24 protein-coding genes and 1 tRNA gene are annotated in these 20,631 nt (G+C 72.2%); 16 read left to right on the forward strand and 9 right to left on the reverse strand.

The window, feature by feature from the left end:
- Nucleotides 1-63: 63 nt before the first annotated feature.
- On the forward strand, nt 64-912 hold the full coding sequence (locus ACLHRZ_RS02595; RefSeq protein ID WP_490416542.1) for a helix-turn-helix domain-containing protein: 849 nt from the start codon (nt 64-66) through the stop codon (nt 910-912).
- Between the two features lie 13 nt (nt 913-925).
- Here ACLHRZ_RS02595 and ACLHRZ_RS02600 read toward each other — a convergent pair whose 3' ends face one another.
- A complete protein-coding gene (locus tag ACLHRZ_RS02600) occupies nt 926-2,470 on the reverse strand; it encodes a N,N-dimethylformamidase beta subunit family domain-containing protein (RefSeq protein ID WP_490416543.1) in 1,545 nt (514 codons plus the stop codon).
- A gap of 78 nt (nt 2,471-2,548) precedes the next feature.
- The gene (locus ACLHRZ_RS02605; protein ID WP_490416853.1) at nt 2,549-2,824 is read right to left on the reverse strand and encodes a hypothetical protein; all 276 of its coding nucleotides are present in this window, start codon (nt 2,822-2,824) and stop codon (nt 2,549-2,551) included.
- On the opposite strand from ACLHRZ_RS02605, the gene ACLHRZ_RS02610 reads away from it, so the two are divergent.
- Entirely contained in the window at nt 2,742-4,049 is a 1,308-nt protein-coding gene (locus ACLHRZ_RS02610; protein WP_490416544.1) for a phosphatase PAP2 family protein, read from the forward strand. The two genes, ACLHRZ_RS02605 and ACLHRZ_RS02610, sit on opposite strands and share 83 nt — an antisense overlap.
- Nucleotides 4,050-4,230: 181 nt before the next feature.
- Nucleotides 4,231-4,674, forward strand: a complete 444-nt coding sequence (locus ACLHRZ_RS02615; RefSeq protein ID WP_490416545.1) for a peptidase inhibitor family I36 protein — start codon at nt 4,231-4,233, stop codon at nt 4,672-4,674.
- Nucleotides 4,675-4,699: 25 nt separating this feature from the next.
- Here ACLHRZ_RS02615 and gad read toward each other — a convergent pair whose 3' ends face one another.
- On the reverse strand, nt 4,700-6,118 hold the full coding sequence (gad, locus tag ACLHRZ_RS02620; protein ID WP_490416546.1) for a glutamate decarboxylase: 1,419 nt from the start codon (nt 6,116-6,118) through the stop codon (nt 4,700-4,702).
- A gap of 133 nt (nt 6,119-6,251) precedes the next feature.
- Here gad and ACLHRZ_RS02625 point away from each other — a divergent pair, with 133 nt between their 5' ends.
- A complete protein-coding gene (locus ACLHRZ_RS02625; protein ID WP_490416547.1) occupies nt 6,252-6,785 on the forward strand; it encodes a TerD family protein in 534 nt (177 codons plus the stop codon).
- A 42-nt stretch (nt 6,786-6,827) separates the two neighbouring features.
- Nucleotides 6,828-7,421, forward strand: coding sequence for a DUF4291 domain-containing protein (locus ACLHRZ_RS02630; RefSeq protein WP_490416548.1), 594 nt, complete (start codon nt 6,828-6,830; stop codon nt 7,419-7,421).
- Nucleotides 7,422-7,428: 7 nt separating this feature from the next.
- Here ACLHRZ_RS02630 and ACLHRZ_RS02635 read toward each other — a convergent pair whose 3' ends face one another.
- Together ACLHRZ_RS02635 and ACLHRZ_RS02640 are read right to left on the reverse strand one after the other, a co-directional pair.
- A complete protein-coding gene (locus tag ACLHRZ_RS02635; RefSeq protein WP_490416549.1) occupies nt 7,429-7,878 on the reverse strand; it encodes an SRPBCC family protein in 450 nt (149 codons plus the stop codon).
- Nucleotides 7,875-8,234 (reverse strand): ArsR/SmtB family transcription factor, encoded by a 360-nt coding sequence (locus ACLHRZ_RS02640; protein ID WP_490416550.1) that lies wholly within the window; start codon nt 8,232-8,234, stop codon nt 7,875-7,877. The genes ACLHRZ_RS02635 and ACLHRZ_RS02640 overlap by 4 nt, the downstream gene beginning before the upstream one ends.
- Nucleotides 8,235-8,421: 187 nt before the next feature.
- On the opposite strand from ACLHRZ_RS02640, the gene ACLHRZ_RS02645 reads away from it, so the two are divergent.
- The 7 genes from ACLHRZ_RS02645 to ACLHRZ_RS02675 all read left to right on the forward strand — a co-directional run bounded on the left by ACLHRZ_RS02645 (nt 8,422) and on the right by ACLHRZ_RS02675 (nt 14,932).
- Nucleotides 8,422-10,350: an ABC transporter ATP-binding protein gene (locus ACLHRZ_RS02645; protein ID WP_490416551.1), complete on the forward strand. Its 1,929-nt coding sequence runs from the start codon at nt 8,422-8,424 to the stop codon at nt 10,348-10,350.
- 55 nt (nt 10,351-10,405) lie between these two features.
- Nucleotides 10,406-10,579 carry a 50S ribosomal protein L32 gene (gene rpmF / locus ACLHRZ_RS02650; protein WP_490416552.1) on the forward strand — a complete coding sequence of 58 codons (174 nt, stop codon included), beginning with the start codon at nt 10,406-10,408 and terminating at the stop codon, nt 10,577-10,579.
- Nucleotides 10,576-11,832 (forward strand): GTP-binding protein, encoded by a 1,257-nt coding sequence (locus ACLHRZ_RS02655; RefSeq protein ID WP_490416553.1) that lies wholly within the window; start codon nt 10,576-10,578, stop codon nt 11,830-11,832. Before rpmF ends, ACLHRZ_RS02655 begins: the two co-directional genes overlap by 4 nt.
- A gap of 63 nt (nt 11,833-11,895) precedes the next feature.
- Nucleotides 11,896-12,888, forward strand: a complete 993-nt coding sequence (locus tag ACLHRZ_RS02660; RefSeq protein WP_490416554.1) for an ArsR/SmtB family transcription factor — start codon at nt 11,896-11,898, stop codon at nt 12,886-12,888.
- Between the two features lie 313 nt (nt 12,889-13,201).
- Nucleotides 13,202-14,059 (forward strand): serine hydrolase, encoded by an 858-nt coding sequence (locus ACLHRZ_RS02665; RefSeq protein WP_490416555.1) that lies wholly within the window; start codon nt 13,202-13,204, stop codon nt 14,057-14,059.
- A 281-nt stretch (nt 14,060-14,340) separates the two neighbouring features.
- Complete coding sequence (locus ACLHRZ_RS02670; protein WP_490416556.1) at nt 14,341-14,787, forward strand: hypothetical protein; 447 nt, start codon at nt 14,341-14,343, stop codon at nt 14,785-14,787.
- Between the two features lie 71 nt (nt 14,788-14,858).
- Nucleotides 14,859-14,932: transfer RNA gene (locus tag ACLHRZ_RS02675), tRNA-Lys, on the forward strand.
- Between the two features lie 45 nt (nt 14,933-14,977).
- On the opposite strand, the gene ACLHRZ_RS02680 is transcribed toward ACLHRZ_RS02675, so the two are convergent.
- Nucleotides 14,978-15,340, reverse strand: coding sequence for a DUF488 domain-containing protein (locus ACLHRZ_RS02680; RefSeq protein ID WP_490416557.1), 363 nt, complete (start codon nt 15,338-15,340; stop codon nt 14,978-14,980).
- A 103-nt stretch (nt 15,341-15,443) separates the two neighbouring features.
- Between ACLHRZ_RS02680 and ACLHRZ_RS02685 the strand changes: the two genes are divergently transcribed.
- The gene (locus tag ACLHRZ_RS02685; RefSeq protein WP_490416558.1) at nt 15,444-15,881 is read left to right on the forward strand and encodes an SRPBCC family protein; all 438 of its coding nucleotides are present in this window, start codon (nt 15,444-15,446) and stop codon (nt 15,879-15,881) included.
- Nucleotides 15,882-15,958: 77 nt separating this feature from the next.
- Complete coding sequence (locus ACLHRZ_RS02690; protein ID WP_490416559.1) at nt 15,959-16,171, forward strand: hypothetical protein; 213 nt, start codon at nt 15,959-15,961, stop codon at nt 16,169-16,171.
- A gap of 9 nt (nt 16,172-16,180) precedes the next feature.
- On the opposite strand, the gene ACLHRZ_RS02695 is transcribed toward ACLHRZ_RS02690, so the two are convergent.
- A complete protein-coding gene (locus ACLHRZ_RS02695; protein ID WP_490416560.1) occupies nt 16,181-16,414 on the reverse strand; it encodes a hypothetical protein in 234 nt (77 codons plus the stop codon).
- Nucleotides 16,415-16,677: 263 nt separating this feature from the next.
- On the opposite strand from ACLHRZ_RS02695, the gene ACLHRZ_RS02700 reads away from it, so the two are divergent.
- Nucleotides 16,678-17,214 (forward strand): hypothetical protein, encoded by a 537-nt coding sequence (locus ACLHRZ_RS02700; RefSeq protein WP_490416561.1) that lies wholly within the window; start codon nt 16,678-16,680, stop codon nt 17,212-17,214.
- Nucleotides 17,215-17,324: 110 nt separating this feature from the next.
- On the opposite strand, the gene ACLHRZ_RS02705 is transcribed toward ACLHRZ_RS02700, so the two are convergent.
- Complete coding sequence (locus ACLHRZ_RS02705) at nt 17,325-18,107, reverse strand: GNAT family N-acetyltransferase (RefSeq protein ID WP_490416562.1); 783 nt, start codon at nt 18,105-18,107, stop codon at nt 17,325-17,327.
- A gap of 48 nt (nt 18,108-18,155) precedes the next feature.
- Nucleotides 18,156-19,121 (reverse strand): TIGR03557 family F420-dependent LLM class oxidoreductase, encoded by a 966-nt coding sequence (locus ACLHRZ_RS02710; RefSeq protein ID WP_490416563.1) that lies wholly within the window; start codon nt 19,119-19,121, stop codon nt 18,156-18,158.
- A 293-nt stretch (nt 19,122-19,414) separates the two neighbouring features.
- Between ACLHRZ_RS02710 and ACLHRZ_RS02715 the strand changes: the two genes are divergently transcribed.
- Nucleotides 19,415-20,581: a L,D-transpeptidase gene (locus ACLHRZ_RS02715; protein ID WP_490416564.1), complete on the forward strand. Its 1,167-nt coding sequence runs from the start codon at nt 19,415-19,417 to the stop codon at nt 20,579-20,581.
- Nucleotides 20,582-20,631: the final 50 nt, after the last annotated feature.

Raw genomic sequence — 20,631 nt, forward strand, 5'->3', positions numbered from 1 at the left:
GCCGGTGCCGTGACAGGGCAGCCTCTGCCCCCTGTCACGGCACCGGCGGGGGAAAATGCCCGGATGGACCGCAAGACCGCCCTGCGCGACTTCCTCGTCTTCCACCGCTCACGGCTGAGCCCCGGCGACGTGGGACTGTACGTCCACGGCCCGCGCCGGGTCGCGGGCCTGCGCCGCGAGGAGGTGGCCGCGCTGGCCTCGGTCAGCGTCGACCAGTACATCCGCCTGGAACGGGGCCGTACGTCCCTCGTCTCGGACGCGGTCCTCGACGCGGTCGCCGGTGCGCTGCGGCTCACCCCGGGCGAGCGGCGCTACCTGCGCGCCCTGGCGCGGCGCCCCGTGACGGCCGGCGCCCCGCCCCGGGCGGGGGAGCGGGGAGTGCGGGACAGCCAGCAGCGCATCCTCGACTCCCTGCACGCTTCGCCCGCCTATCTGGTCGGCCGCAACGGCGCCATCCTGGCGTGGAACCGGCTGGCCGCCCGCGTCTTCTTCGACTTCCCCCGGATACCGCCGCACGACCGCTCGCTCGGCCGGCTGATGTTCACCCATCCCCGCGCCCGCTCGCTGTTCCTCGGCTGGGAGGGCACGGCGCGCGAGATCGTGGCGTACTTGCGCACGGAGACGGTGCGACGGCCGCACGACACCGAACTCGCCGCGCACGTGGGCGGGTTGCTGGCCGAGAGCGCCGACTTTCGGCGGCTGTGGACGGCGCAGTTCCCCTTCAACGCGACCCGTGAGCCCTCCAGGCTGGCCTGTCCCGAGTTCGGCATCACGCTGCAGCTGTCCTGGGAGGCGTTCGAGCCGACGGACGCCACCGACGCGTGGATGGTCGTCTACACCGCGGCCGAGGGATCACCGTCGGCCGACGCCCTGCGCACGATGGCGTGCCGCCCGGCCGCCCGGGCGGGGTGAGGGCGCAGCGGCCTCACCACAGGTTCCGCCCGCCCCATATCGGATCCCCGGCGTACGGGTCGTACGCCTCCAGGTTGTCCACGGCCGGGTGCTCGCGCCCGGCGGGCCCGCTCGCGAACGCCCGCAGCAGGTTCGCCGTCACCCGGCCCGTGAACCGCGCCGCCCCCGGCGGTATCCCGTGCCCGCCGTCGCCCGTGAGCGACTCCACCCATCGCATGGTGCCGGTGTTGAACACCCCCGCCCCGCTGCCCACGGTGTAGTACGCGGTGTCCGCGAACGACCGCACCCCGCGGCACACCAGCCGCGAGTGGGCGAGGATCTCGATCGGGCGCGGGGTGGCCGGGCCGGCGTCGACCCGGTCGTACTCCGTTCCCACCAGGTTCGGGAAGGCGGTGCCCCGCACCGCCCCGGTGCCCTCCAGGAGCCAGTGGCCGGGCTCGGCCACCACGTAGGCGGCGTCCGTCGGGTTCGACTCGTACAGCGTGCCGGTCAGCGCGTTCTCCGGATCCGCGTGCGGCGGCTCGCGCCAGTCCGTCGTCACGGCCGCGTCGTCCTTGCCGTAGAGGGGATCCCGCTGCCAGTCCGTCTTGTAGCAGACGACCAGGCGCTGCTCCAGGCGGATCCGGCGGAAGCAGGCGTTCGCCCCGAGGAAGGCGACGTTGGTGCCGGCGTCCCGGGCGGCCGTGACGTGCGCCCGCATCGCCGGGGTCCAGTACTCGTCGTGGCCCAGCGAGACGACGGCGTGCGCGCCGTGCAGCAGCTGCGGGTCGCGGTCGAGGTCCATCGACGTCGTGTACGCCAGCGGCAGCCCCAGCCGTTCGGCGAGGGCGATGGCGGGCTGCTCGTAGGTGATGAACAGCGGCGCACCGTCCCGGTCGTACGGCCGGTCGCAGCTGACCGCGAGCGACCGCGAGCCGGAGTCGTCCTTGCCGCCGGGGCCGTAATAGAGGCTGTGGCCGCCCCAGGTGTTGTACGCCTGCCAGGTGGCGACCGCGTTCACCAGGACCAGCCTGCCCGCGGTGCTCGCCGACCGGACGGTGAGGGGGACGTGGCGCTGCTCGCCGGAGTCGGCGGTGAGCCGGATCAGGTACGCGCCCTCGGGCCAGCCGCGGGTGGAGACCCGGATCGACGGCTCCCAGGAGGCCGCGACGGTCCGCGTCTCCCCGGCCGGCCGGGCCAGGGGCTGCGCGGCGCCGGGTATCCGCTCCGACGCCCAGACCTTGCGCGCCTGCGCACCCCCGTACCAGCCCATCCGGAAGGCCTCGGCGCGGAAGCCCTCGGCCGTGGTGGAGACGCACAGCGAGAACGCCTCTCCCGGCAGCACGCTGACCCGGTCCGCGTACCCCTCGACCGCACGGTCCGCACCGCGCTGCCGCAGTCCCCAGTCACGGTCGCCGGGGCGCCCGTTCTCGGCCGGAACGGACAGCCGCCCCTCGCCCGCCGCCCCCGCCCCCGGCCCGGAACCGGAGTCCGCCGTGCACCCGGCGAGGAGCGCACCGGCCCCCGCCGCGGCGCTCGCGCCGAGGAAGTGCCGCCGGTCCCATGCATGCCTGGCCATGTCGGGCCCATTACGCGCGAGCGCGCACGGCCCTGCAACCGCAGGACGTGCCGTCCTGCTCCGATCGGGCGGCCGTTGTCACGGAACGGCGGAAACGGCGGCCGCCGGCGCCGCCGTACCGCCGGACGGCGCCTCCGGCCGCTCCGATAGCATGTTCGGCCTCGCGATGATCACCTTCATCGTCCGTCCCCCACCGGAGAACACGCAATCCAGCACGACGAGCACATCCCTTTGACCATCATCCAGTAAATCGGCCAGATAATTGATATCGATGTCATCGCGAATTTCTTCGCGAATAAATTTGCGGACGATACTGTGGGCCGCGGCGGGTGCGATAGCCCTCGGATTCCTCATCGCATTGGAGATCGCCGCGCGTCACTACGGCCTGCCGGGGCCGATGACCAATCAGGCGAAGGAGGTGATTTTCGCCCCCAAATCAGGGCCGCTGCTGTACGGCAGCATGGCATTGATGATGGTGGTGCTCACCTGGCGGGAACGGTTCATCGCAGCCGGTATCGCGGTCGGCATCGACATCGCCTTCTTCCTGGTGCGCTGGGCGGTCGGCGCCAAGATGATGTTCGGCAACGGCGCGCTGTGGGTGGTTCTGGGATATGCGGTCATCGCCGTCACACGCCGCACCGGCCGGGAGCGCATGCTGCTGCTGAAGGGTGTCGGGCTGGGCCTGCTGCTGGTGGCCGGCCGCAAGACCGGTGACACCTGGCTGCTCATCACGTCGAAGACCCGCCCGATGGTGCTCGACCAGTACCTGGCGACCGCCGACCACGCGCTGGGCAACCCGTCGTGGCTGGTGGGCCGGCTGGTCAGGGCCGCGGGCCCGGTCGGCTCCCACGTTCTCGACTACGTCTACATCCAGCTCGCGGTGGCCGCGGTCGTCGTCGCGGCGTACCAGCTGCGCAACGTGGCGGCCGAGCGCCGCTTCCCGCGCCACCACCTGGTGCGCACCTTCCTGGTGATCGGCCTCCTCGGACCGGCCATCTACATGATCTTCCCGGTCGTCGGGCCGACCTTCGCCTACGGCGCCGACGGCGGGCACTGGGCGGTGGCCGACATGTGGCCGGACGCGCTGCCGACCGGGCTGCCGCACCACATGACCTTCGACGGGACCACCCCGCGCAACTGCATGCCCAGCCTGCACACGGCGTGGGCCACCGCGATCTTCATCCATTCCCGCAAGGGCCCGCGGATTCTGCGGTTCTTCGGTGCGTTCTGGCTGGTCGCCACGCTCGGCGCGACGCTGGGATTCGGCTACCACTACGGCACGGACATCATTGCCGGCGTGGTGTTCACGCTCACCATCGAGGCGGCTCTGCGCTCGCAGGAACGGGACTGGGACCGGTCGGGAATCCGGCTGGCCGCCTACGGCGCCACGGTGTTCGCCGCGCTCCTGGTGGCATATCGCTGGCTGCCGGTGGAAATGGCCGGACATCCATGGGTGTTCGGACCGCTTCTCCTGCTGGCGACGGCCTCGGTGGTCTACGGCTACATGCGGCTCGTCAACCAGTGGGAACCGAAGGCCGCACCGGTGCGGAAACTGGAACCGCAGCCCGAACCGGTGTGACCGCACGCCCGGTCCGGGGCCGGCCCGGCGGTGGCGACACCGCCCGGCGTCAATCCCCGGGCCGCCGTGTCCTCCCGACGGCTGGACTGTCGCGACCCGCGGAACCGACAACCGTCTCGGCGGTCAAGCACACAGCCGCCGTCCGCTGGGCCGGTCCCGGCCCACACCCGCAGGGAGACACATGCTTCAGCGCATCGCCGCGTCCGCACTCGGCCTCGTCCTCTCGACCGCTGGAGTCCTGGGCCTGGCCGTCCCGGCCGGCGCCCAGGAGGACGGTCACGGCGCCCCGGGACACGGGACCGGACACGAGGTCCGGCACGACGAATGCACCGCAGGCAACATCTGCTTCTGGTCCGAACCCGGCTTCCACGGCGAGAAGACCGTCTACAAGTCGGCGCTCGTGGAATGCACCCGCATCGTCAAGCCCTCCGCCGACGCCCCGGAACGGCTCATGACCGCCCGCTCGGTGAAGAACCACACCGAGCGCACCGTCATCATCGGCTACAACGACCCGCTGTGCCTGGTCCCCAGCAGCATCACCCCCTCCCGGCCCCCGCTCCGCCTCTCCGCCCTGTCCGACAGCGCCGACCTCGGTGAGGGCATCCGGTACATCCGCTCCACCTGACCGGCACCGCGGCCGGCCGCCGCCGTCAGTGGTGGAACGCCGTCGCCACGCTCTCGGGCCGCCCCAACGGACCGTGCTGGCGACGCAGTTCGGGCAGCAGGGAGCGCAGGTCGTCCAGGAAGTGCTCGGCGAGGTCGAGCGAGAAGCCGTTGCGGCAGACGACGCGCAGCACCGACAGATCTTCGCGGTTCGGGGGGAAGGAGTAGGCCGGCACCAGCCAGCCCCGCTCCCGCAGCCGGCGCGAGACGTCGAACACGTCGTAGCTCTCGACCCCGTCGGCCGTGGTGAAGGCGAAGACCGGCAGCTCGTCGCCGCGGGTCAGCAGGCGGAAGTCGCCCATGGCGCCGATGCCTTCGGACAGGGTGCAGGCCACGTCCCGCGCGTTCTGCTGCACGGCGCGGAAGCCCTCGCGGCCCAGCCGCAGGAAGGTGTAGTACTGCGCGGCCACCTGGGCCCCGGGGCGTGAGAAGTTCAGCGCGAAGGTCGGCATGTCGCCGCCGAGGTAGTTGACGCGGAACACCAGCTCCTCGGGCAGCGCCTCCTGGCTCCGCCACAGCGCCCAGCCGACCCCCGGGTAGACCAGCCCGTACTTGTGGCCGGAGGTGTTGATGGACGTCACCCGCGGCAGACGGAAGTCCCACATGAGCTTCTCGTCGAGGAACGGCGCGATCATCGCGCCGGACGCGCCGTCCACGTGCACCGGCACGTCCAGGCCCGTCCGCTCCTGCAACGCGTCGAGTGCGGCGCACACTTCGGCGACCGGTTCGTACGACCCGTCGAACGTCGAGCCCAGCACGGCCACGACGCCGATGGTGTCCGCGTCGCACAGCGCGGCGGCGGCCTGCGGGTCGAGGTGGTAGCGCTCGCCCTCCATCGGCACCTGGCGCGCCTCGACCTCCCAGAAGTTGCAGAACTTCTCCCAGCAGACCTGCACGTTGGCGCCCATCACCAGGTTGGGCCGCGCCCCGCCGTGCGGATAGCGGTCCCGGTGGGCGAGTGCCCAGCGGCGTTTGAGGGCGAGCCCGGCGAGCATGCAGGCCTCGCTCGACCCGGTGGTCGAGCAGCCGATGGCCGAGGCCGGGTCGGGGGCGTGCCACAGGTCGGCGAGCATCGTCACGCAGCGCTGCTCGAGTTCGGCGGTGCGCGGGTACTCGTCCTTGTCGATCATGTTCTTGTCCCGGCACTCGGCCATCAGCGCCGCCGCCTGCGGCTCCATCCACGTGGTGACGAACGTCGCCAGGTTGAGGCGGGCGTTGCCGTCGAGCATCAGCTCGTCGCGGACGAACTGGTAGGCCGCGTGCGGGGCCATCGGCCCGTCCGGCAGGGAGCGCCGGGGCGGTTCCACCGCCATGCCGGCGACGGGGTCGGCCTCGCCGTAGAAGGGATTGACCGAGTAGCCGCGCTTGCGGGCCGCGCCGCCGCGTCTGCCCTTGTGCAGTGCCATAACCGTGACAATACGGACCGAATCTCCGCAGGGGGCGAGGGCTCACCGCAGGGTCGCGCCGCGGATATCGATCCCCTGCGCGGGGTACGTGCATCAGCACGGGGAGGCCGGCGTCGCGTGGGAGGGGAGCCCGGTGAGCGCTCTGAACAAGGGGATCGAGAAGGTCGAGGTGCAGCTCGGCTGGGATCCCGCGCCCGTGGGGGCGCCGGACCACGACCTGGACCTCATCGCGGCGACGTACCGCACGGACGACCGGTACGGCGACCCCGCGTACCTGGTGCACTTCGACAGCCGGGCGCCCGACGGCACGATCACCCTCAACCGGGACAGCCGCACCGGCCGGGGCTTCGGCGCCGACGAGGCCATGACGCTGGAGCTGGGCCGGCTGTCGGAGTCCTACGGCCGCGTGGTGGTGGGCGTCGCCATCCAGCAGGGCGGCGGGCGCCTGACGTTCGGCGACGTCGCCCGCCCCGGGGTCCGGATCACCGAGGGGTACCACGAGCTGGCCGCGGACGGCTTCGCGGCCGTCGCGTGGGCGACGGCGGCCACGGTCGCGGAGTTCGTCCGTGACGGGTCCGGGGCATGGGTCCACCGCGCCGGGGTCCGCGGGTTCGACGCGGACCCGACGGCCTTCGCGGAGCTGATGGGCAGGAAGCCGGAGGCGTAAATCCGGTGGCGCCGGCGGGCCGTTCACCTGCACCCTGACCCGGTGAAAGAACCCGAACACCGGATCAGGGCGCTGCACAGCGCGTCCACCGTCACCGTCTACCAGGCCTACGACCCCCGGATCGGGCTGCCCGCGGCACGCGACGGCCGGTTTCCTCCCGCCTGGAAGCGGGACCGGATGACCTGGATCAAACCGTCGTTCCTGTGGATGATGTACCGCTGCGGCTGGGGCGCCAAGGAGGGGCAGCAGACCGTCCTGGCCGTCGAGATCACCCGCGAGGGCTTCGAGTGGGCGCTGCGCCACGCCTGTCTCTCGCACTACGCGCCCGGTGCGCATGCCGACCGGGACGACTGGAAGCGGCAGTTGGCGGATGCACCGGCGCGGGTGCAGTGGGACCCCGAGCGCGATCTGCACCTGCAGCCGCTGCCCCACCGCTCGTTGCAACTGGGGCTCTCCGGCGGGGCCGCGCGCCGGTACGCCGACGAATGGACCGTCGCCATCCGCGACGTGACGCCGCTCGCGGCAGAGATCCGCGAACACGTCCGCGCAGGCCGCCTGGACGAGGCCGCGGCGCTGCTGCCCGAGGAACGCCCCTACCCGGCCGGCGACGAACTCCTCGGGCACTTGCGGCGCTGACGACCGTTCACATCCTGTCGAGCGCCTCCCGCAGACCCGGCAGGATCCGGGACGTCCAGCCGCCGCCCATGATGGAACGGGCGCGCTGCTGCAGCGGGTTGTCCGGGTCGAAGCCCTCGTGCGCGAGGAACAGGCGGGTGCCGGTGCCCTCCGGGTGGAGGGTCCAGGTGATCGTCCAGTCCACGTCGGCGTCGGGGGCCGGATCGGCGTCCTGCCAGCGGATGCTCAGCATCTTCTCCGGTTCGAAGGCCAGCACTTCGGCCTGGACCGTTCCGGAGAAGCCGGTCGCGGGAATCGGCACGGCCTGCATGGTGTAGCGGTGGCCGACCAGGAGCCGGAAGTCGCCGGGCATCAGCCACTGGGCGATCAGCTCCGGCTCGGTCAGTGCGCGCCAGACCTTCGCGGGCGGGTGGGGCAGGAACTGGTCCGTGCGGACGGCGGTGAGGTCGTCGGTCATGGGGTCTCGTCTATCTCGTCGGTGTCTTCCATCCGGTCCAGCACGTCCCGCAGCCCGGCGAGCCTCTCGCGCCAGAACCGCTCGAACGGGCCGAGCCACTCCTGCACCTCGTGCAGGGGAACCGGCTCCAGCCGGTACAGCCGCTGACGGCCCGCCCTCCGCTCGCTGACCAGCCCCGCCTCGCGCAGCACTCGCAGGTGCTCCGAGAAGCTCGGGCGCGCCATGGCGAAGCGGCCGGCCAGCGAGGAGACCGGCTGAGGTCCCTCCTCGCGCAGCATCCGCAGCACCTCGCGCCGCACCGGGCTGGCCAGTGCCGCGAAGACGCGGTCGTGGCGGGTCTCCGCAGTCGTCGGCATGCCTCCACTATAGGTAGGAGATTTCCTACGTGTCATGTCGATCTCCGTGCGGCCGGCCCCGGCCCGCACCCCACGAACGGGTGGATTGCCGCGGTTCACCGGGCATCCCCTCGGGGGGCTACGGCATCGTGCAACCGCTCCCACCCGAGCTGTGCAGTACTGCCAACTGCAAGAGAAGGGGAACGAGTTGACTGCAGAGACCGACCGGAAGACGGAGGCGGCGGAGGAGGAATTACGGTTCCGCTCGCCCACCCTCGCCGTCTTCGAGAAGAGCCCGCTCACCGCCCGCTCGATGAGCAGGCGCCTGCCCCGCCTCGTCCGCAAGGCGCTCGGCCTGGCCTGGCGGGTGGACCGGCGTGCCGTGGTCGCGCTGCTGTGCTGCCAGGGCCTCTCCGGGGCGTTCGAGGCCTTCGGGCTGCTGGCCACCACCGGCACCATCACCGCGCTGATCGCCTCCGGCCACGTCCAGGACCGGCTGCGGGAGGCGCTGCCCTCCCTGGTGGTGCTCGCCGGGGCGGCCGGAGTGCGCGCCCTGCTGGGCATCGCCGTCTCCCACCTGTCCAGCAGGCTGGCCCCGCGGATCTCCCGCGAGGCCGAGCTGCAGATGCTCGACGCCGCGCTCGGCGCCGAGCTCGTGGCCTACGACCACCCCGGCTTCAACGACAAGCGCGAAGCCGCGGACCGGGGTGCGGACGTCGCCAAGGACCTGCTCACCGAGTCCCAGGACCTGATGGCCTGCACCGCCTCGCTGATCGCCGCGGCGGGCGTGATCACCCTGCTGCATCCGGTGCTGCTGCCGCTGCTCGTCCTGGCCGCGATCCCGCAGGGCGTCGCCGCCGTGCGCGGTGCCCGCGTGCACTACCGGACCTCGAAGGCCCTCAGCGCCGACCGCCGCGTCCTCAGCCACCTGCGCTGGTACGCCACCGAGAAGGACTTCGCCGACCAGCTCCGCTCCGGCACCATGTCCGGCTTCCTGCTGGGCCGTTACCGGGCCATCGGCGACCGCATCGACCGCGCCACCGACGCGGCCGTCCGGCAGAGCTCCCGCTACGCGCTGGCCGGGGCGCTCGCCGGAGGGGTGGCCTCCGGGCTGGTCTGGACGGCGCTGGCCGGGCTGCTGGCCACGGGGCACATGTCGGTCGCCTCGGCGGGCACGGCGGTCTTCGCGCTGCGCTCGGTCGGCTCGTCGCTGCGCGGCATGGTCGGGTACGGTGCGCGCCTGTTCCGCACCGGGCTGTACCTGGACGACTGGGCGGACTTCATCGCCGAGGCCGGCGGCCACCAGGTGCAGCGCGGCGGGGTGGACCCGGGGCCGGAGGCGCCGCAGACGGTCCGGGCCGAGGCGCTCACCTACTGCTATCCGGGTTCGGACCGCCCGGCCCTGGAGAAGGTCTGCCTGGAGGTGCGCCGCGGCGAAGTCCTCGCCCTGGTGGGGGAGAACGGCTCCGGCAAGACCACCCTCAGCAGGCTGCTGGCCGGGCTCTACCTGCCCACCGACGGCAGCGTCACCTGGGACGGCCGGGACACCGCCACCCTCGATCCGCAGGCACTGTGGCGCCGGTCGGCCGTCGTTCCCCAGCACTTCGCCCACTGGCCCCTGTCCGCCCGCGAGAACATCACCCTCGGGCAGCCGCACGGTTCCGGGGGCGACGAGGCCGTCCTGCGCGCCGCGGAGCACGCGGGCGCCGGCGAGGTCGTCGACGGGCTGCGCAGCGGACTCGACACCCTGCTGGCCCGGGAGTGGTTCGGGGGAGTGCAGCTGTCCGGCGGGCAGTGGCAGCGCATCGCCATCGCACGGGCCTTCTACCGGCCGGCGGGGCTGCTCGTGATGGACGAGCCGACCAGTGCGCTCGACGCGCGCGCGGAGCACCGCATCTTCACGGGCCTGCGGGCGGCCGCCCGGGACCGCGCCGTCGTCCTGGTCACGCACCGGCTGGCGAACGTCGCCGTCGCGGACCGCATCGTCGTGCTCGACCACGGCCGGGTCGTCCAGTACGGCACGTACGGCGAACTCGTCGCGGCCCCCGGGCTGTTCAGGGAGCTGTGGGAGCTCCAGAACGACCGGGGGGTGCCGGCGCAGCGCGATGCCGGGGCGGACGAGCGCATTGGCACATGAATGTCATTTTCATGTACGGTGTCGCTCACCGCCACCGCACCCAGGAGGACCACCGATGGCCGTCCCCAAGCGCCGTATGTCCCGCAGCAATACCCGGCACCGCCGCGCCCAGTGGCGCGCGGACGCCCCCGTACTCGTCCCGCTGGTGATCGACGGACAGACGTACCAGGTGCCCCGGCGCCTGGTACGCGCCTACGAGCGCGGGCTCCTGCCCCTGCCGGGCCGGTGACGGCCCCCGCTCCCGCCCGCAGGCTGCCGGTCACCGTGCTGTCCGGCTTCCTCGGGGCGGGGAAGACCACGCTGCTCAACCACGTCCTGAACAACCGCTCCGGACTGCGCGTCGCCGTGATCGTCAACGACATGAGCGAGGTCAACATCGACGCCGCCCTGGTGCGCGACGGCGGGGCCGCGCTGTCGCGCACCGAGGAGCGGCTGGTGGAGATGACCAACGGCTGCATCTGCTGCACGCTCCGCGACGACCTCCTGGAGGAGGTGGACCGGCTCGCCCGGGAGGACCGCTTCGACCACCTCCTGATCGAGTCCAGCGGCATCTCCGAACCGATGCCCGTGGCCGCCACCTTCTCCTTCGCCCGGGACGACGGCGCCACACTCGCCGACACCGCCGCCCTGGACACCATGGTCACGGTGGTCGACGCCGCCAACTTCCTCCCCGAACTGGCCCGCGGCGACGAACTCGCCGCGCGCGGGCTCGACCAGTACGAGGAGGACGAGCGCACCGTCAGCGACCTGCTGGTCGACCAGGTCGAGTTCGCCGACGTCATCGTGCTCAACAAGCTCGACCTCGTGGACGGCGACGAAGCGGCCCGGCTGCTCGCCGCCCTCGCCCGGCTCAACCCCGCGGCCCGCCTCGTGCCCGCCCGCCACGGGCGGGTGGACCCCGCCGAGATCCTCGGTACCGGCCTCTTCGACGTCGAACGCGCCCAGCAGGCCCCGGGGTGGGTGGCCGAACTCAACGGCGACCACGTCCCCGAGACCGAGGAGTACGGCATCTCCGGCACCGTCTTCCGCGCCGCGCGCCCCTTCCACCCCGGACGCCTGTGGCGGTTCGTCACCGAGGAACTCGACAGCGGCGCCTACGGCACCGTCCTGCGCTCCAAGGGGTTCTTCCGGCTCGCCTCGCGGCCGTCCGTCACCGGGCTGTGGTCCCAGGCCGGTTCCGTCGCCCGCTTCGAGCCCGCCGGTACGGGGAGCGGGCCCGGGCAGGCCGCACAGGAACTGGTCTTCATCGGCACGGGCCTGCACGCCGCCGCCCTGCACGACAGGTTGACGCACTGTCTTGCCGGAGTTGACGAACCGGATACGGACGTCAACGATCCGTTCCCGCCGTGGGAGACCCACGGCACCGCCGCCACCTGCGAGCACGACGTGCAGCCGGGTCCCGGCGCCGCCGGGAAACCGCACGCAGTGGCCGGAACCGGTGGACATCCGTTGAACGCCGGGCAGGCTCCGCACACGATGTAGCCGGACCTGGCGACCGGGTGGCCGGCCGAGTGCGCCCGCCGGGCCGGTGGGAGGCGAGGGCCCGTGGCACTGCGTATCCACTTCACCAGCGAGGACTTCCCGCAGACGAGGCTGGCCCAGGCGCCCGACCCGCTGTGGGAGGTCCTGCTCAGCCTGCACATGCTGCAGACCGGCGACGGGCCGCTGGTGTTCGACCAGTGGCGCCGCCGCACCCGCGCCAGGCTGGACGGGAGCATGCGGCAGCTGCTGGCCCTGGCACCGCCGCGCGGCTACTCGCCCGACTTCCTCACCCCCGCGGCCGCCACCGGAGGACTGGAGGCCGGCATCGGGGCCGTGCTGTCCACGCCCCGGGCCCGGCTGCGCGACGACCTCGTCCAACTCGCCGTCTCCCAGCGGCGGATGCCGCCCGGCGCCCGGCTGCTCGCCGAGGGCGCCCCCCGGGCCCTGCGCGAACTGGGGGAGGCCATCCGCGCCTACCACCGGGTGGCCCTCGCCCCCTACTGGTCGCGCCTGCGCAGCGACATCGGCGCGGACCTGGCCGCCCGCACCCGGGCGGCCACGGGGTCCGACGTCTTCTTCGACCACCTCCTGCGCACCCTGCACCCCGGACTGCACTGGGAGCGGCCCGTACTGACCATGCTCGGGCCGCACGTGAACGGCGACCTGCATCTGGGCGGCCGCGGGCTGCTGTTGCTGCCCTCGTACTTCTGCTGGCGCAAACCCACGATGCTGCGCAACCATGACCTGCCGCCCGTCGTGGTCTACCCGGTCGAGCACGCCACGGGGCGGCTGCTGCAGGACCCCGCGGGCCCGGGCGGTCTGGCCGCGCTCGTCGGGCGGACCCGGGCGGTCCTGCTGGAGACCGTCGCCGAGGGCGGCACGACCACCGAACTCGCCCGCTCCGCCGACATCGCCGCCGCGACCGCGAGCCATCACCTCACCGTGCTGCGCGAGGCCGGCCTCGTCGTCACACGGCGCGTGGGGGGCGCCGCGCACCACACGCTCACCCCGCTCGGGGCGGAACTGCTGGGGAGTGATGCGGCCTTCCCGGCCTAGGCGCTGCGCTGGAAGGCGATGTCTTGACTGCGGGCTCGTCGTGGCTGGTCGCGCCCACGCGGCGGAGCCGCTGGGGGCACCTCCCGGCGGTAGCTGGGGGAGTAACAGCCCCGTGCCCCTTCGGGGCCCGGTGCTGCACCGGACTTCGACGCGACTCGCTGACCTCGCGGATTAGATACGGGTCGAATGCTGTGGCCGACAGGTCCCGTCTTCGGGACCCTGGGGCGGAGAAGACGGGGGATGCGGGGGAAACGGGGGATCCACCGTGACGAGTCGCGGGCCGTGGCACGCAAGGGGACCAGTCCGGCCGATCATGGCCACTGCCCTGGTACTGGGCTTCCTGCTGGTGTCCGTCACCACAGGCGTGGCGCGGTCCGCGCACTCGGCAGCGGTCGTGATGCCGGCGGGGATGACCGCCGGGGTCGCCGTCTTCGACCGCCGGACGGGGGCGTTCACCGAACGGGTCGGCGCGGACCGCCCCTTCCGGTCGGCGTCGGTGGTGAAACTGCTGATCGCACTGGACGTGCTCTGGGACCGGGGTCCGGCGTACGACCTGCCGCCCGACGACCGGGCCCGGCTGGAGGTGATGCTCACCGCGAGCGACGACGATGCGGCGAGTTACTACTGGGCACAGCGCGGCGAGTCGGCCCTCGTGACGCGCATGGTGTCCCGGCTCGGTCTGCGGAGCACCACCGGGCCGCCCCCGGACTTCCCCGGCTACTGGGGATATTCGGCCATAACTGCGGCCGATATCGTGCGCATCTACCGTTACCTGCTGGACTCCGCGCCGGCCCCGGTGCGCGAGTTCGTGATGGGAAATCTGCGACGGTCCGTGCCGTACGGGACTGACGGGTTTTTCCAGCACTTCGGCATTCCCTCGGTGTTCGAACGCCCTTGGGCGGTGAAGCAGGGCTGGTCCGGCTTCACTTCGCCGGGTCCCACCACGGCCCCCACCCCGGACGACCGGAAGCGGGCCGCGGTGACGGGCGTCGACCTGGTCCGCCCGGCGCTGCACACCACCGGCACCGTGGGCGACGGCGACCGCTGCATCGTGGTCGCCCTGACCCTGCAGCCCGTCGGCACCACCGCCGACACCGCGTACACGGCCGTCGACGACCTCGTCCGTTCCCTCCCCGTACCCGGCGCGACACCGAAGCGACCGGCCGCCTAGGGCCTGCCCGATGGGTCGGCACGGGCCCCGCGACGCTCCCCCAGCTACCGCTGGGGGTGCCCCCAGGAGGTGCCCAGCACCGGACGCCGCGGGGCCCGCACCGACCCATCGGGCAGGCCCTAGTCCCACGCCGGAGCCGCGAGCGCTCGCCCGGGCAGGTGATATATCGCGGCCATCGACGGCGGTCGCCCGCCGACGGGTGCCCCGCCGCGCGACGATGCCCGGGCCGGGTCGTGCACTGCCGTCCCCGGTTCCGACCGTCGTCGCCGCGTGGAGGTGCCGTGTATACCGCCGAGCTCGCTGTCAAGACCCTCGAACCCACCGCCCAGGAAGACCAGTTGGCGGAGGACTACGCCAGCATCCTCGACACCGTCGCCCACATCGACCGGAGCCTGCGGGACGGCGAGTGGCACAGCGTCCGGGACGGGCTCGACCAGCTCATCAGCGCCGCCGAGGACATGTGGTCCTCGCTCTCCGCCTCCGACCCCGGGGCCGAGGACCCGGACCAGGACTTCGACGACGGCCGGCCGGACCCGGCCATGGACACCGACACCGCCAAGGTGCGCCAGCTCGTCGCCGTCTACACCGAACCCCACGTCCTCGGGCGCACCCTCTACCCGGTGAGCGGCATCAACGACCCGCAGCTGCGCGCCGCCGTGGAACGTGAGGACGCCGGGCAGGACCCCGTACCGGAACAACTGGGCGTATCCGCCGAAGTCGTTCACTGATCGCAGCACCCCTGCACCGCCGCCACGGACCCCGTCTCGACCACGCCAGCGGATCGGGTAATATTCCTTTCGCGCCGCTAGCTCAGTTGGTCAGAGCAGCTGACTCTTAATCAGCAGGTCCGGGGTTCGAGTCCCTGGTGGCGCACGCGTTGCGAGGGCCCCATCTTCCGATGGGGCCCTCGCTTTTGATTCATCCGCTCAGGATGTCCGTGAGCACCGCGGCGGCGCTGATGTCGCAGTCCTTGGTGGCGGTGAGCAGCGTCAGCTGCCGCTTCCCCGCCAGCTCCCGCAGGTGCTGCAGCGCTTCGGTGTGCTCCGCGTCGCGCAGTTCGGCCCGGTAGCGGCGGCCGAACTCGGTGAACTTCTCCGGGTCGTGGCCGTACCACTGGCGCAGCGCGGTGGAGGGGGCCACGGCCTTGCACCACTCGTCCAGCGCCGCCTTCTCCTTGCTCAGCCCGCGCGGCCAGATGCGGTCGACCAGGACCCGGGTGCCGTCGCCGTGTTCGGGGTCCTCGTAGACCCGGCGTGCCCGCACCTGCCGCCCGTGTGCCACCGTCTTCTCCTCAGGCTGCCGATGTGTCCGGTTGCGTCCTATCCTGGGCCGGAACGGTCGTGTCCGCATCCGGTGCCGGCCGGTCCGGGAGAAGGAGAGGCCGATGCGCCAGATCGCCACGGTGGTCGACATAGCCGCGACCCCGGCCCGGGTCTGGGAGGTGCTGACCGACCTGCCGCGCTACGCCGACTGGAACCCCTTCATCCGGGAGGCGTCCGGCGAGGTCGCCCCGGGGGCGCGGCTGCGGCTGCGGATGTTCCCCGCCCGCGGCCGTCCGGTGACCTTCCGGCCCCGGATACGCACCGCCGTCCCGCAGCGGGAGCTGTCCTGGATGGGCCGGCTCGTGCTGCCCGGCCTCTTCGACGGGCTGCACCGGTTCGTCCTCACCGACCTGGACGGCGGCGGCACCCGCGTGGTCCAGGACGAGAAGTTCACCGGTGTGCTGGTCCCCGCCCTCGCCAAGGCCGTCGCCCGGACGACCGAGGACTTCGACGCCCTCAACCGGGCGCTGCGCAAGCGGTGCGAGACGGTCCGGGTCTGACGCCCTCGCGATGCGCCCCGGCACCGTCCGCGGTAGAAGTGGAGCGCAGGCCGCCGATCACCCGAGGGAGCCCCTCCATGCCGACTGACGAACTGACGCGCTTCCTCGAGGCGCTGAGCCCCGCGAACCGGCAGAAGGTCGAGCAGCAGCCGCAGGAGCAGCAGGAGAAGCTGGCCGCCGCCTGGGAGGCCGAGCTCCGCGAGGACCGGGACCTGGACACGCTCAGCGAGCTGTCACCGCACGCCGCCGAGGACGAGGCGGCCGAGCGGATCGTCCGGGAGCTGCTCTGATCCTGCCGGTCACACGTGGTCGACGAGCCCCTTGGCGCCTGCCGTGCGCGCGCAGTGGGCCCCGCAGTAGAAGTGCCCGCCCGTCTCCACGCCGTGCCCGGCGATCTTGACTTCGCAGTGCTCGCAGACGGGGGCCATACGGTGGATGGCACACTCGAACGAGTCGAATACGTGTACTGCCCCCTGGGCCTCCACGGTGAAGGACATCGCGTAGTCATTGCCGCACACTTCGCATTGAGCCATGCCCGCATGGTCCGGTGCGGTGCCGGGTGTGGCAACGCTGCCGCGGGCGGGTCGCCGCCGGCCACCCGTCCGGCCGCCCGCCGCCCGCACGAACGGCGGGCGGCTCCGGTCCCGGTGGCATATTCCGGTCAACTCGTACGCATGTTCCCGGGCGGCACCCTGCCCCGCACCAGCGCCGCGTGCCACTTGTCCGTCCTGTCCCCTGGCCGGTCCTGATCGGGCACTGCTGTCAGACCGCGCGCGTCTTCCTACGCTCCACCGCCATGAACACCACACGGCTCAGACGTTTCGGCCTGTCCGCTGTCCTCGCCGCCGCCCTCGGCGCCGGCCTGGCCCAGCCCGCCTCTGCGGCCCCGGCCCCGGCCATGGCCATCGCTGCCGACAAGGCGTCGGCGACGCCGGGTTCGACGGTCACCATCACGATGACCTTCACCAACGACCAGTCCACGAACACCCAGTTCGTGTACCAGTCGATCCAGCCGACGTGGAACACCTCGCAGGACCCGGGGCTGAAGTACACCTTCAAGTCCTGCAGCGGCGACGCGGTCCAGTGCGACGTCTCCAACCAGAGCGGCGTCGTGCGCTACAACGTGCCCGTCGTCCCCGGGGCCACCCGCACCGTCAAGCTGACCTACCAGGTCGCCGCCGACTCGGCCTGCGGCCCGAGCAGGCGGATCGAGCTCTACTCCTACCTGTACTACGAGTACCAGGGCGGACAGGCCAAGAAGGACGGGATCTACCCGGTGGGCACGGACATCACGTGCGCCACGACGCCGAGCGCGGCGGCCGCTCACAAGTAGCACCGTCACCGGGCGGCCCGACGGCCGGCCGGTCCTCCGAACAGTGCGACACCCCGAGATCCCGCCCGGCCAGGAGCCCTTCCTGGCCGGGCCTTTCGCTCTGCAGCGGCTTACTGCGGCCGGTACAGCCACGGCGTCGTGACGCTCAGCACCGCGAACCCCAGCCGCTCCAGGATCGGGCGGCTCTGGTCGGACGCGTCCACCTGCAGGTAGCGGACGCCGCGCCCGGCCGCGATGCGCGCGCGGTGGGCGATCAGCGCCCGGTAGACGCCCCGCCCCCGCCACTCCGGCACCGTCCCGCCGCCCCACAGCCCGGCGAAGTCCGTCCCCGGGCAGAACTCCATGCGGGCCGAGCTCACCGGCCGGTCACCGGCCAGGGCGACGACTGCGACGATCCCGTCCGGGTCCTGCTCCAGCTGCTCCAGGACCCGCTCCCCGAGGCGGGTGCCCGGTGTGCCGAAGGCCTGCTCGTGGACCTGCGTCATGAGCGCCACGCCGGCCGCGTCGGTCACCGGCTGCAGCCGGATGCCCTCCGGCGGCCCGGCGTCGGGCGACAGGGCGGATACCGGGGCGACCATCAGGGTCTCCGCGGGCTCGGGCACGAGGCCGGCCGCCCGCAGCCGGCCGGCGAGGTCCGCGGGCCGGTCGTGGGAGTACAGCTTCCACTCGAACTCGCGGCCCAGGGAGGTGAAGTGCTCGACCTGGGCCCTGACCGCCCCGTCCGCCGTGGCCTCGTCGAGGCCGGACCACAGGACGCCGTGCCAGCCGTGCTCGGCCGCACACACCTGCCGCACCACCCCGTCCACCCGCTCGATCCGGGCCCCCGGGCCGTCGGGGCGGGCCTCACGGCGCATCTGGCGGTCGAACAGCGCCAGCAACTCGTCTCGATCCATCCGCACACTGCAGCACCGGGATGGCCGGCGGGCAACCGATTTCCGCGGTCAGAGGCCGCGCAGGGCGGGCAGCAACTCCTCGGCGGCCCAGCGCAGGTAGCCGGTCTGGTGCTCGCCGCCGATCTGCACCAGGGCGACCTCGGTGAACCCCGCCTCGGCGAACGGCCGTACGGCCGCCACGAAGTCCTCGACCCGGGACCCGCAGGGGACCTTCCCGGCGACGTCGTCCTTCGTGACGAACCGGGACGCGGCGGCGAAGGAGACCTCGTGCGGCAGCTCGGCCAGGACCTGCCAGCCGAGGCCGGCCCAGCGGAACTGCGTGTGGGCCCGCTCGATCGCCGCGTCGCGGTCCGGGTCGTAGCAGACGGCGAGTTGCCCGATGCGGGGCTTGCCCGCCCCGCCGAACCGGTCGAAGTCCGCCACCAGCTCCTTCCTGGGCTCGGTGGCGATGAGCAGGTCGCCCAGCCCGCCCGCGATCCGGCAGGAGCGTTCGCCCGAGGCCGCGATGCCGATCGGCGGGGGCGGGGAGGGCAGGTCCCACAGCCTCGCGTGCTCGACGTCGAAGTGGGCGCCGTGGTGGTTGACCGTCCCGCCCGCGAACAGGGCCCGGATGATCTGCACCGCTTCCTGCAGCCGCTCCTGGCGCACGTCGACGGCGGGCCAGCCCCAGCCGACGACGTGCTCGTTGAGGTTCTCGCCGGACCCCAGCCCGAGCCGGAACCGGCCCTCGGACAGCAGTTGGACCGTGGCGGCCTGCTGGGCGACCACGGCCGGGTGGTAGCGGGTGGTCGGGCACGTGACGAACGACATCAGCGGGATGCGGGAGGTGGCCCGGGCCGCGGCGCCCAGGACGGCCCAGGCGTTGGGGGAGTGGCCCTGGACGGCCAGCCACGGGAAGTAGTGGTCGGAGACGACCGAGAAGTCGAAGCCCGCCTGCTCGGCTCCCACCACGTGCTCGACCAACTCCCGGGGACCCGCCTGTTCGGACAACATCGTGTAGCCGATTTGCACCATGAGGTCCCAGTTCCCTAAGTGGTGGGGGAGAAACCCGATTCGACCACCCTACGCGCGCGTACGGTCGCGCAACGTGATGCTCCCGCACGTGATCCCGGTCATGGCGCCCCGTGTGATGCCCGGCGCAGACTGAACCAGGCCACAAGCGGTTCTAGCCGGACAAATTTCTTCACTCCAGGAACCGCAGACGCATGTGGATCATCTGTACGGGTGGTGGGGGGAGCACAACCCGTCTGTTCCGGTGACAGGGCAGGGCCCGCCACGGATTTCTTGCAGCTATGGAGGTCGCACACGTGCGCATCGGATCGGGCCGTCGCCCCGTCCTGCTGATACCCGCTCTTCTGGGTTCCCTGGCGCTGACCGCATGTTCCGGGGGAGCCAAGGCGGATGCCGGCCCCGAGGCCAAGGTCACCGTCACTCCGGCCGCCGACGGCAAGGAGGTTGCGCTCGGCTCGCCCATCTCGGTCAAGGCCGACGGCGGCAGGCTCACCGCCGTGGACGTCAAGGACGACAAGGGGCAGAACATCGCCGGGCAGCTGGCGGACGACGGGTCCTCGTGGACCTCGCAGGGGAAGGTCAGGCCGCAGGCCACCTACACCGTGCACACCACGGCGAAGTCGGCCAAGGGCCGGGAGTCCTCGACGACCTCGAAGTTCACCACCCAGCAGGCCCCGAAGGTCAACAAGCTCAACAACACCCCGGCCGACGGGGAGACCGTGGGCACCGGCATGCCCGTCTCGATCCTCTTCGACCACAAGGTCGACAAGGACAAGCGCGCCGACATCGAGAAGGCCCTGAAGGTCGGCACCTCGGTGCCGGTCGAGGGCGCCTGGGGCTGGGTCACCGACTACTCCGGCAAGGACCGCATCGACTGGCGGCCCAAGAACCCCTGGCCCGCCGGGACCAAGGTGACCGTCAAGGGCTCGCTGGCCGGGATCGACTCGGGCGAGGGGGGCTGGTTCGCCCGCGACTACAACTACGGCTTCTCGATAGGCAAGGACCGCAAGGCGGTCGTCGACGTGCCCAGCCACACCCTCACCATGTACGAGGACGGCAAGGAGGTCGGCAGCGTCAAGGGCTCGGCCGGCTCCCCCGAGGCGCCCACCCGGGGCGGCATCCACACCGTGCGCAGCAAGGCCGCGGACGAGGTCATGGACTCCTCGACCATCGGCTACGGCGACCAGTGGTCGCTGGCCTCGAAGTGGGTGACCCACATGACCGCTTCCGGCACCTTCCTGCACTCCGCGCCCTGGAACCAGTCCATCGGCGTGGTGAACAACAGCCACGGCTGCTTCGGCATGACCACCGAAGACGCCAAGACCGTCTACGACTTCCTGTCGATCGGCTCCACCGTCGAGGTCAAGAACACCTCGAACACGGAGAAGACCGACGTCGGCAACGGCCTCGAGGTCTGGCAGGAGAACTGGGACCAGTGGCAGAAGCGCAGCGCGCTGAAGTAACACCCTTGCGGGGCGGATGAGTCGAACGTGGGGGCGTCACCGGCCGGTGA

This window comes from Streptomyces sp. AM25 (assembly GCF_058146165.1).

What these genes read in the sequence shown, in the direction of transcription:
- ACLHRZ_RS02700 (WP_490416561.1), top strand. Translation starts at nt 16,678, where the DNA reads ATGAACACCACACGGCTCAGACGTTTCGGCCTGTCCGCTGTCCTCGCC.
- rpmF (WP_490416552.1), top strand. Translation starts at nt 10,406, where the DNA reads ATGGCCGTCCCCAAGCGCCGTATGTCCCGCAGCAATACCCGGCACCGC.
- ACLHRZ_RS02595 (WP_490416542.1), top strand. Translation starts at nt 64, where the DNA reads ATGGACCGCAAGACCGCCCTGCGCGACTTCCTCGTCTTCCACCGCTCA.
- ACLHRZ_RS02600 (WP_490416543.1), bottom strand. Translation starts at nt 2,470, where the DNA reads ATGGCCAGGCATGCATGGGACCGGCGGCACTTCCTCGGCGCGAGCGCC.
- ACLHRZ_RS02635 (WP_490416549.1), bottom strand. Translation starts at nt 7,878, where the DNA reads ATGACCGACGACCTCACCGCCGTCCGCACGGACCAGTTCCTGCCCCAC.
- ACLHRZ_RS02615 (WP_490416545.1), top strand. Translation starts at nt 4,231, where the DNA reads ATGCTTCAGCGCATCGCCGCGTCCGCACTCGGCCTCGTCCTCTCGACC.
- ACLHRZ_RS02710 (WP_490416563.1), bottom strand. Translation starts at nt 19,121, where the DNA reads ATGGTGCAAATCGGCTACACGATGTTGTCCGAACAGGCGGGTCCCCGG.
- ACLHRZ_RS02665 (WP_490416555.1), top strand. Translation starts at nt 13,202, where the DNA reads ATGGCCACTGCCCTGGTACTGGGCTTCCTGCTGGTGTCCGTCACCACA.
- ACLHRZ_RS02685 (WP_490416558.1), top strand. Translation starts at nt 15,444, where the DNA reads ATGCGCCAGATCGCCACGGTGGTCGACATAGCCGCGACCCCGGCCCGG.
- ACLHRZ_RS02705 (WP_490416562.1), bottom strand. Translation starts at nt 18,107, where the DNA reads ATGGATCGAGACGAGTTGCTGGCGCTGTTCGACCGCCAGATGCGCCGT.
- ACLHRZ_RS02605 (WP_490416853.1), bottom strand. Translation starts at nt 2,824, where the DNA reads ATGAGGAATCCGAGGGCTATCGCACCCGCCGCGGCCCACAGTATCGTC.
- ACLHRZ_RS02695 (WP_490416560.1), bottom strand. Translation starts at nt 16,414, where the DNA reads ATGGCTCAATGCGAAGTGTGCGGCAATGACTACGCGATGTCCTTCACC.
- ACLHRZ_RS02690 (WP_490416559.1), top strand. Translation starts at nt 15,959, where the DNA reads ATGCCGACTGACGAACTGACGCGCTTCCTCGAGGCGCTGAGCCCCGCG.
- ACLHRZ_RS02610 (WP_490416544.1), top strand. Translation starts at nt 2,742, where the DNA reads ATGTCATCGCGAATTTCTTCGCGAATAAATTTGCGGACGATACTGTGG.
- ACLHRZ_RS02640 (WP_490416550.1), bottom strand. Translation starts at nt 8,234, where the DNA reads ATGCCGACGACTGCGGAGACCCGCCACGACCGCGTCTTCGCGGCACTG.
- gad (WP_490416546.1), bottom strand. Translation starts at nt 6,118, where the DNA reads ATGGCACTGCACAAGGGCAGACGCGGCGGCGCGGCCCGCAAGCGCGGC.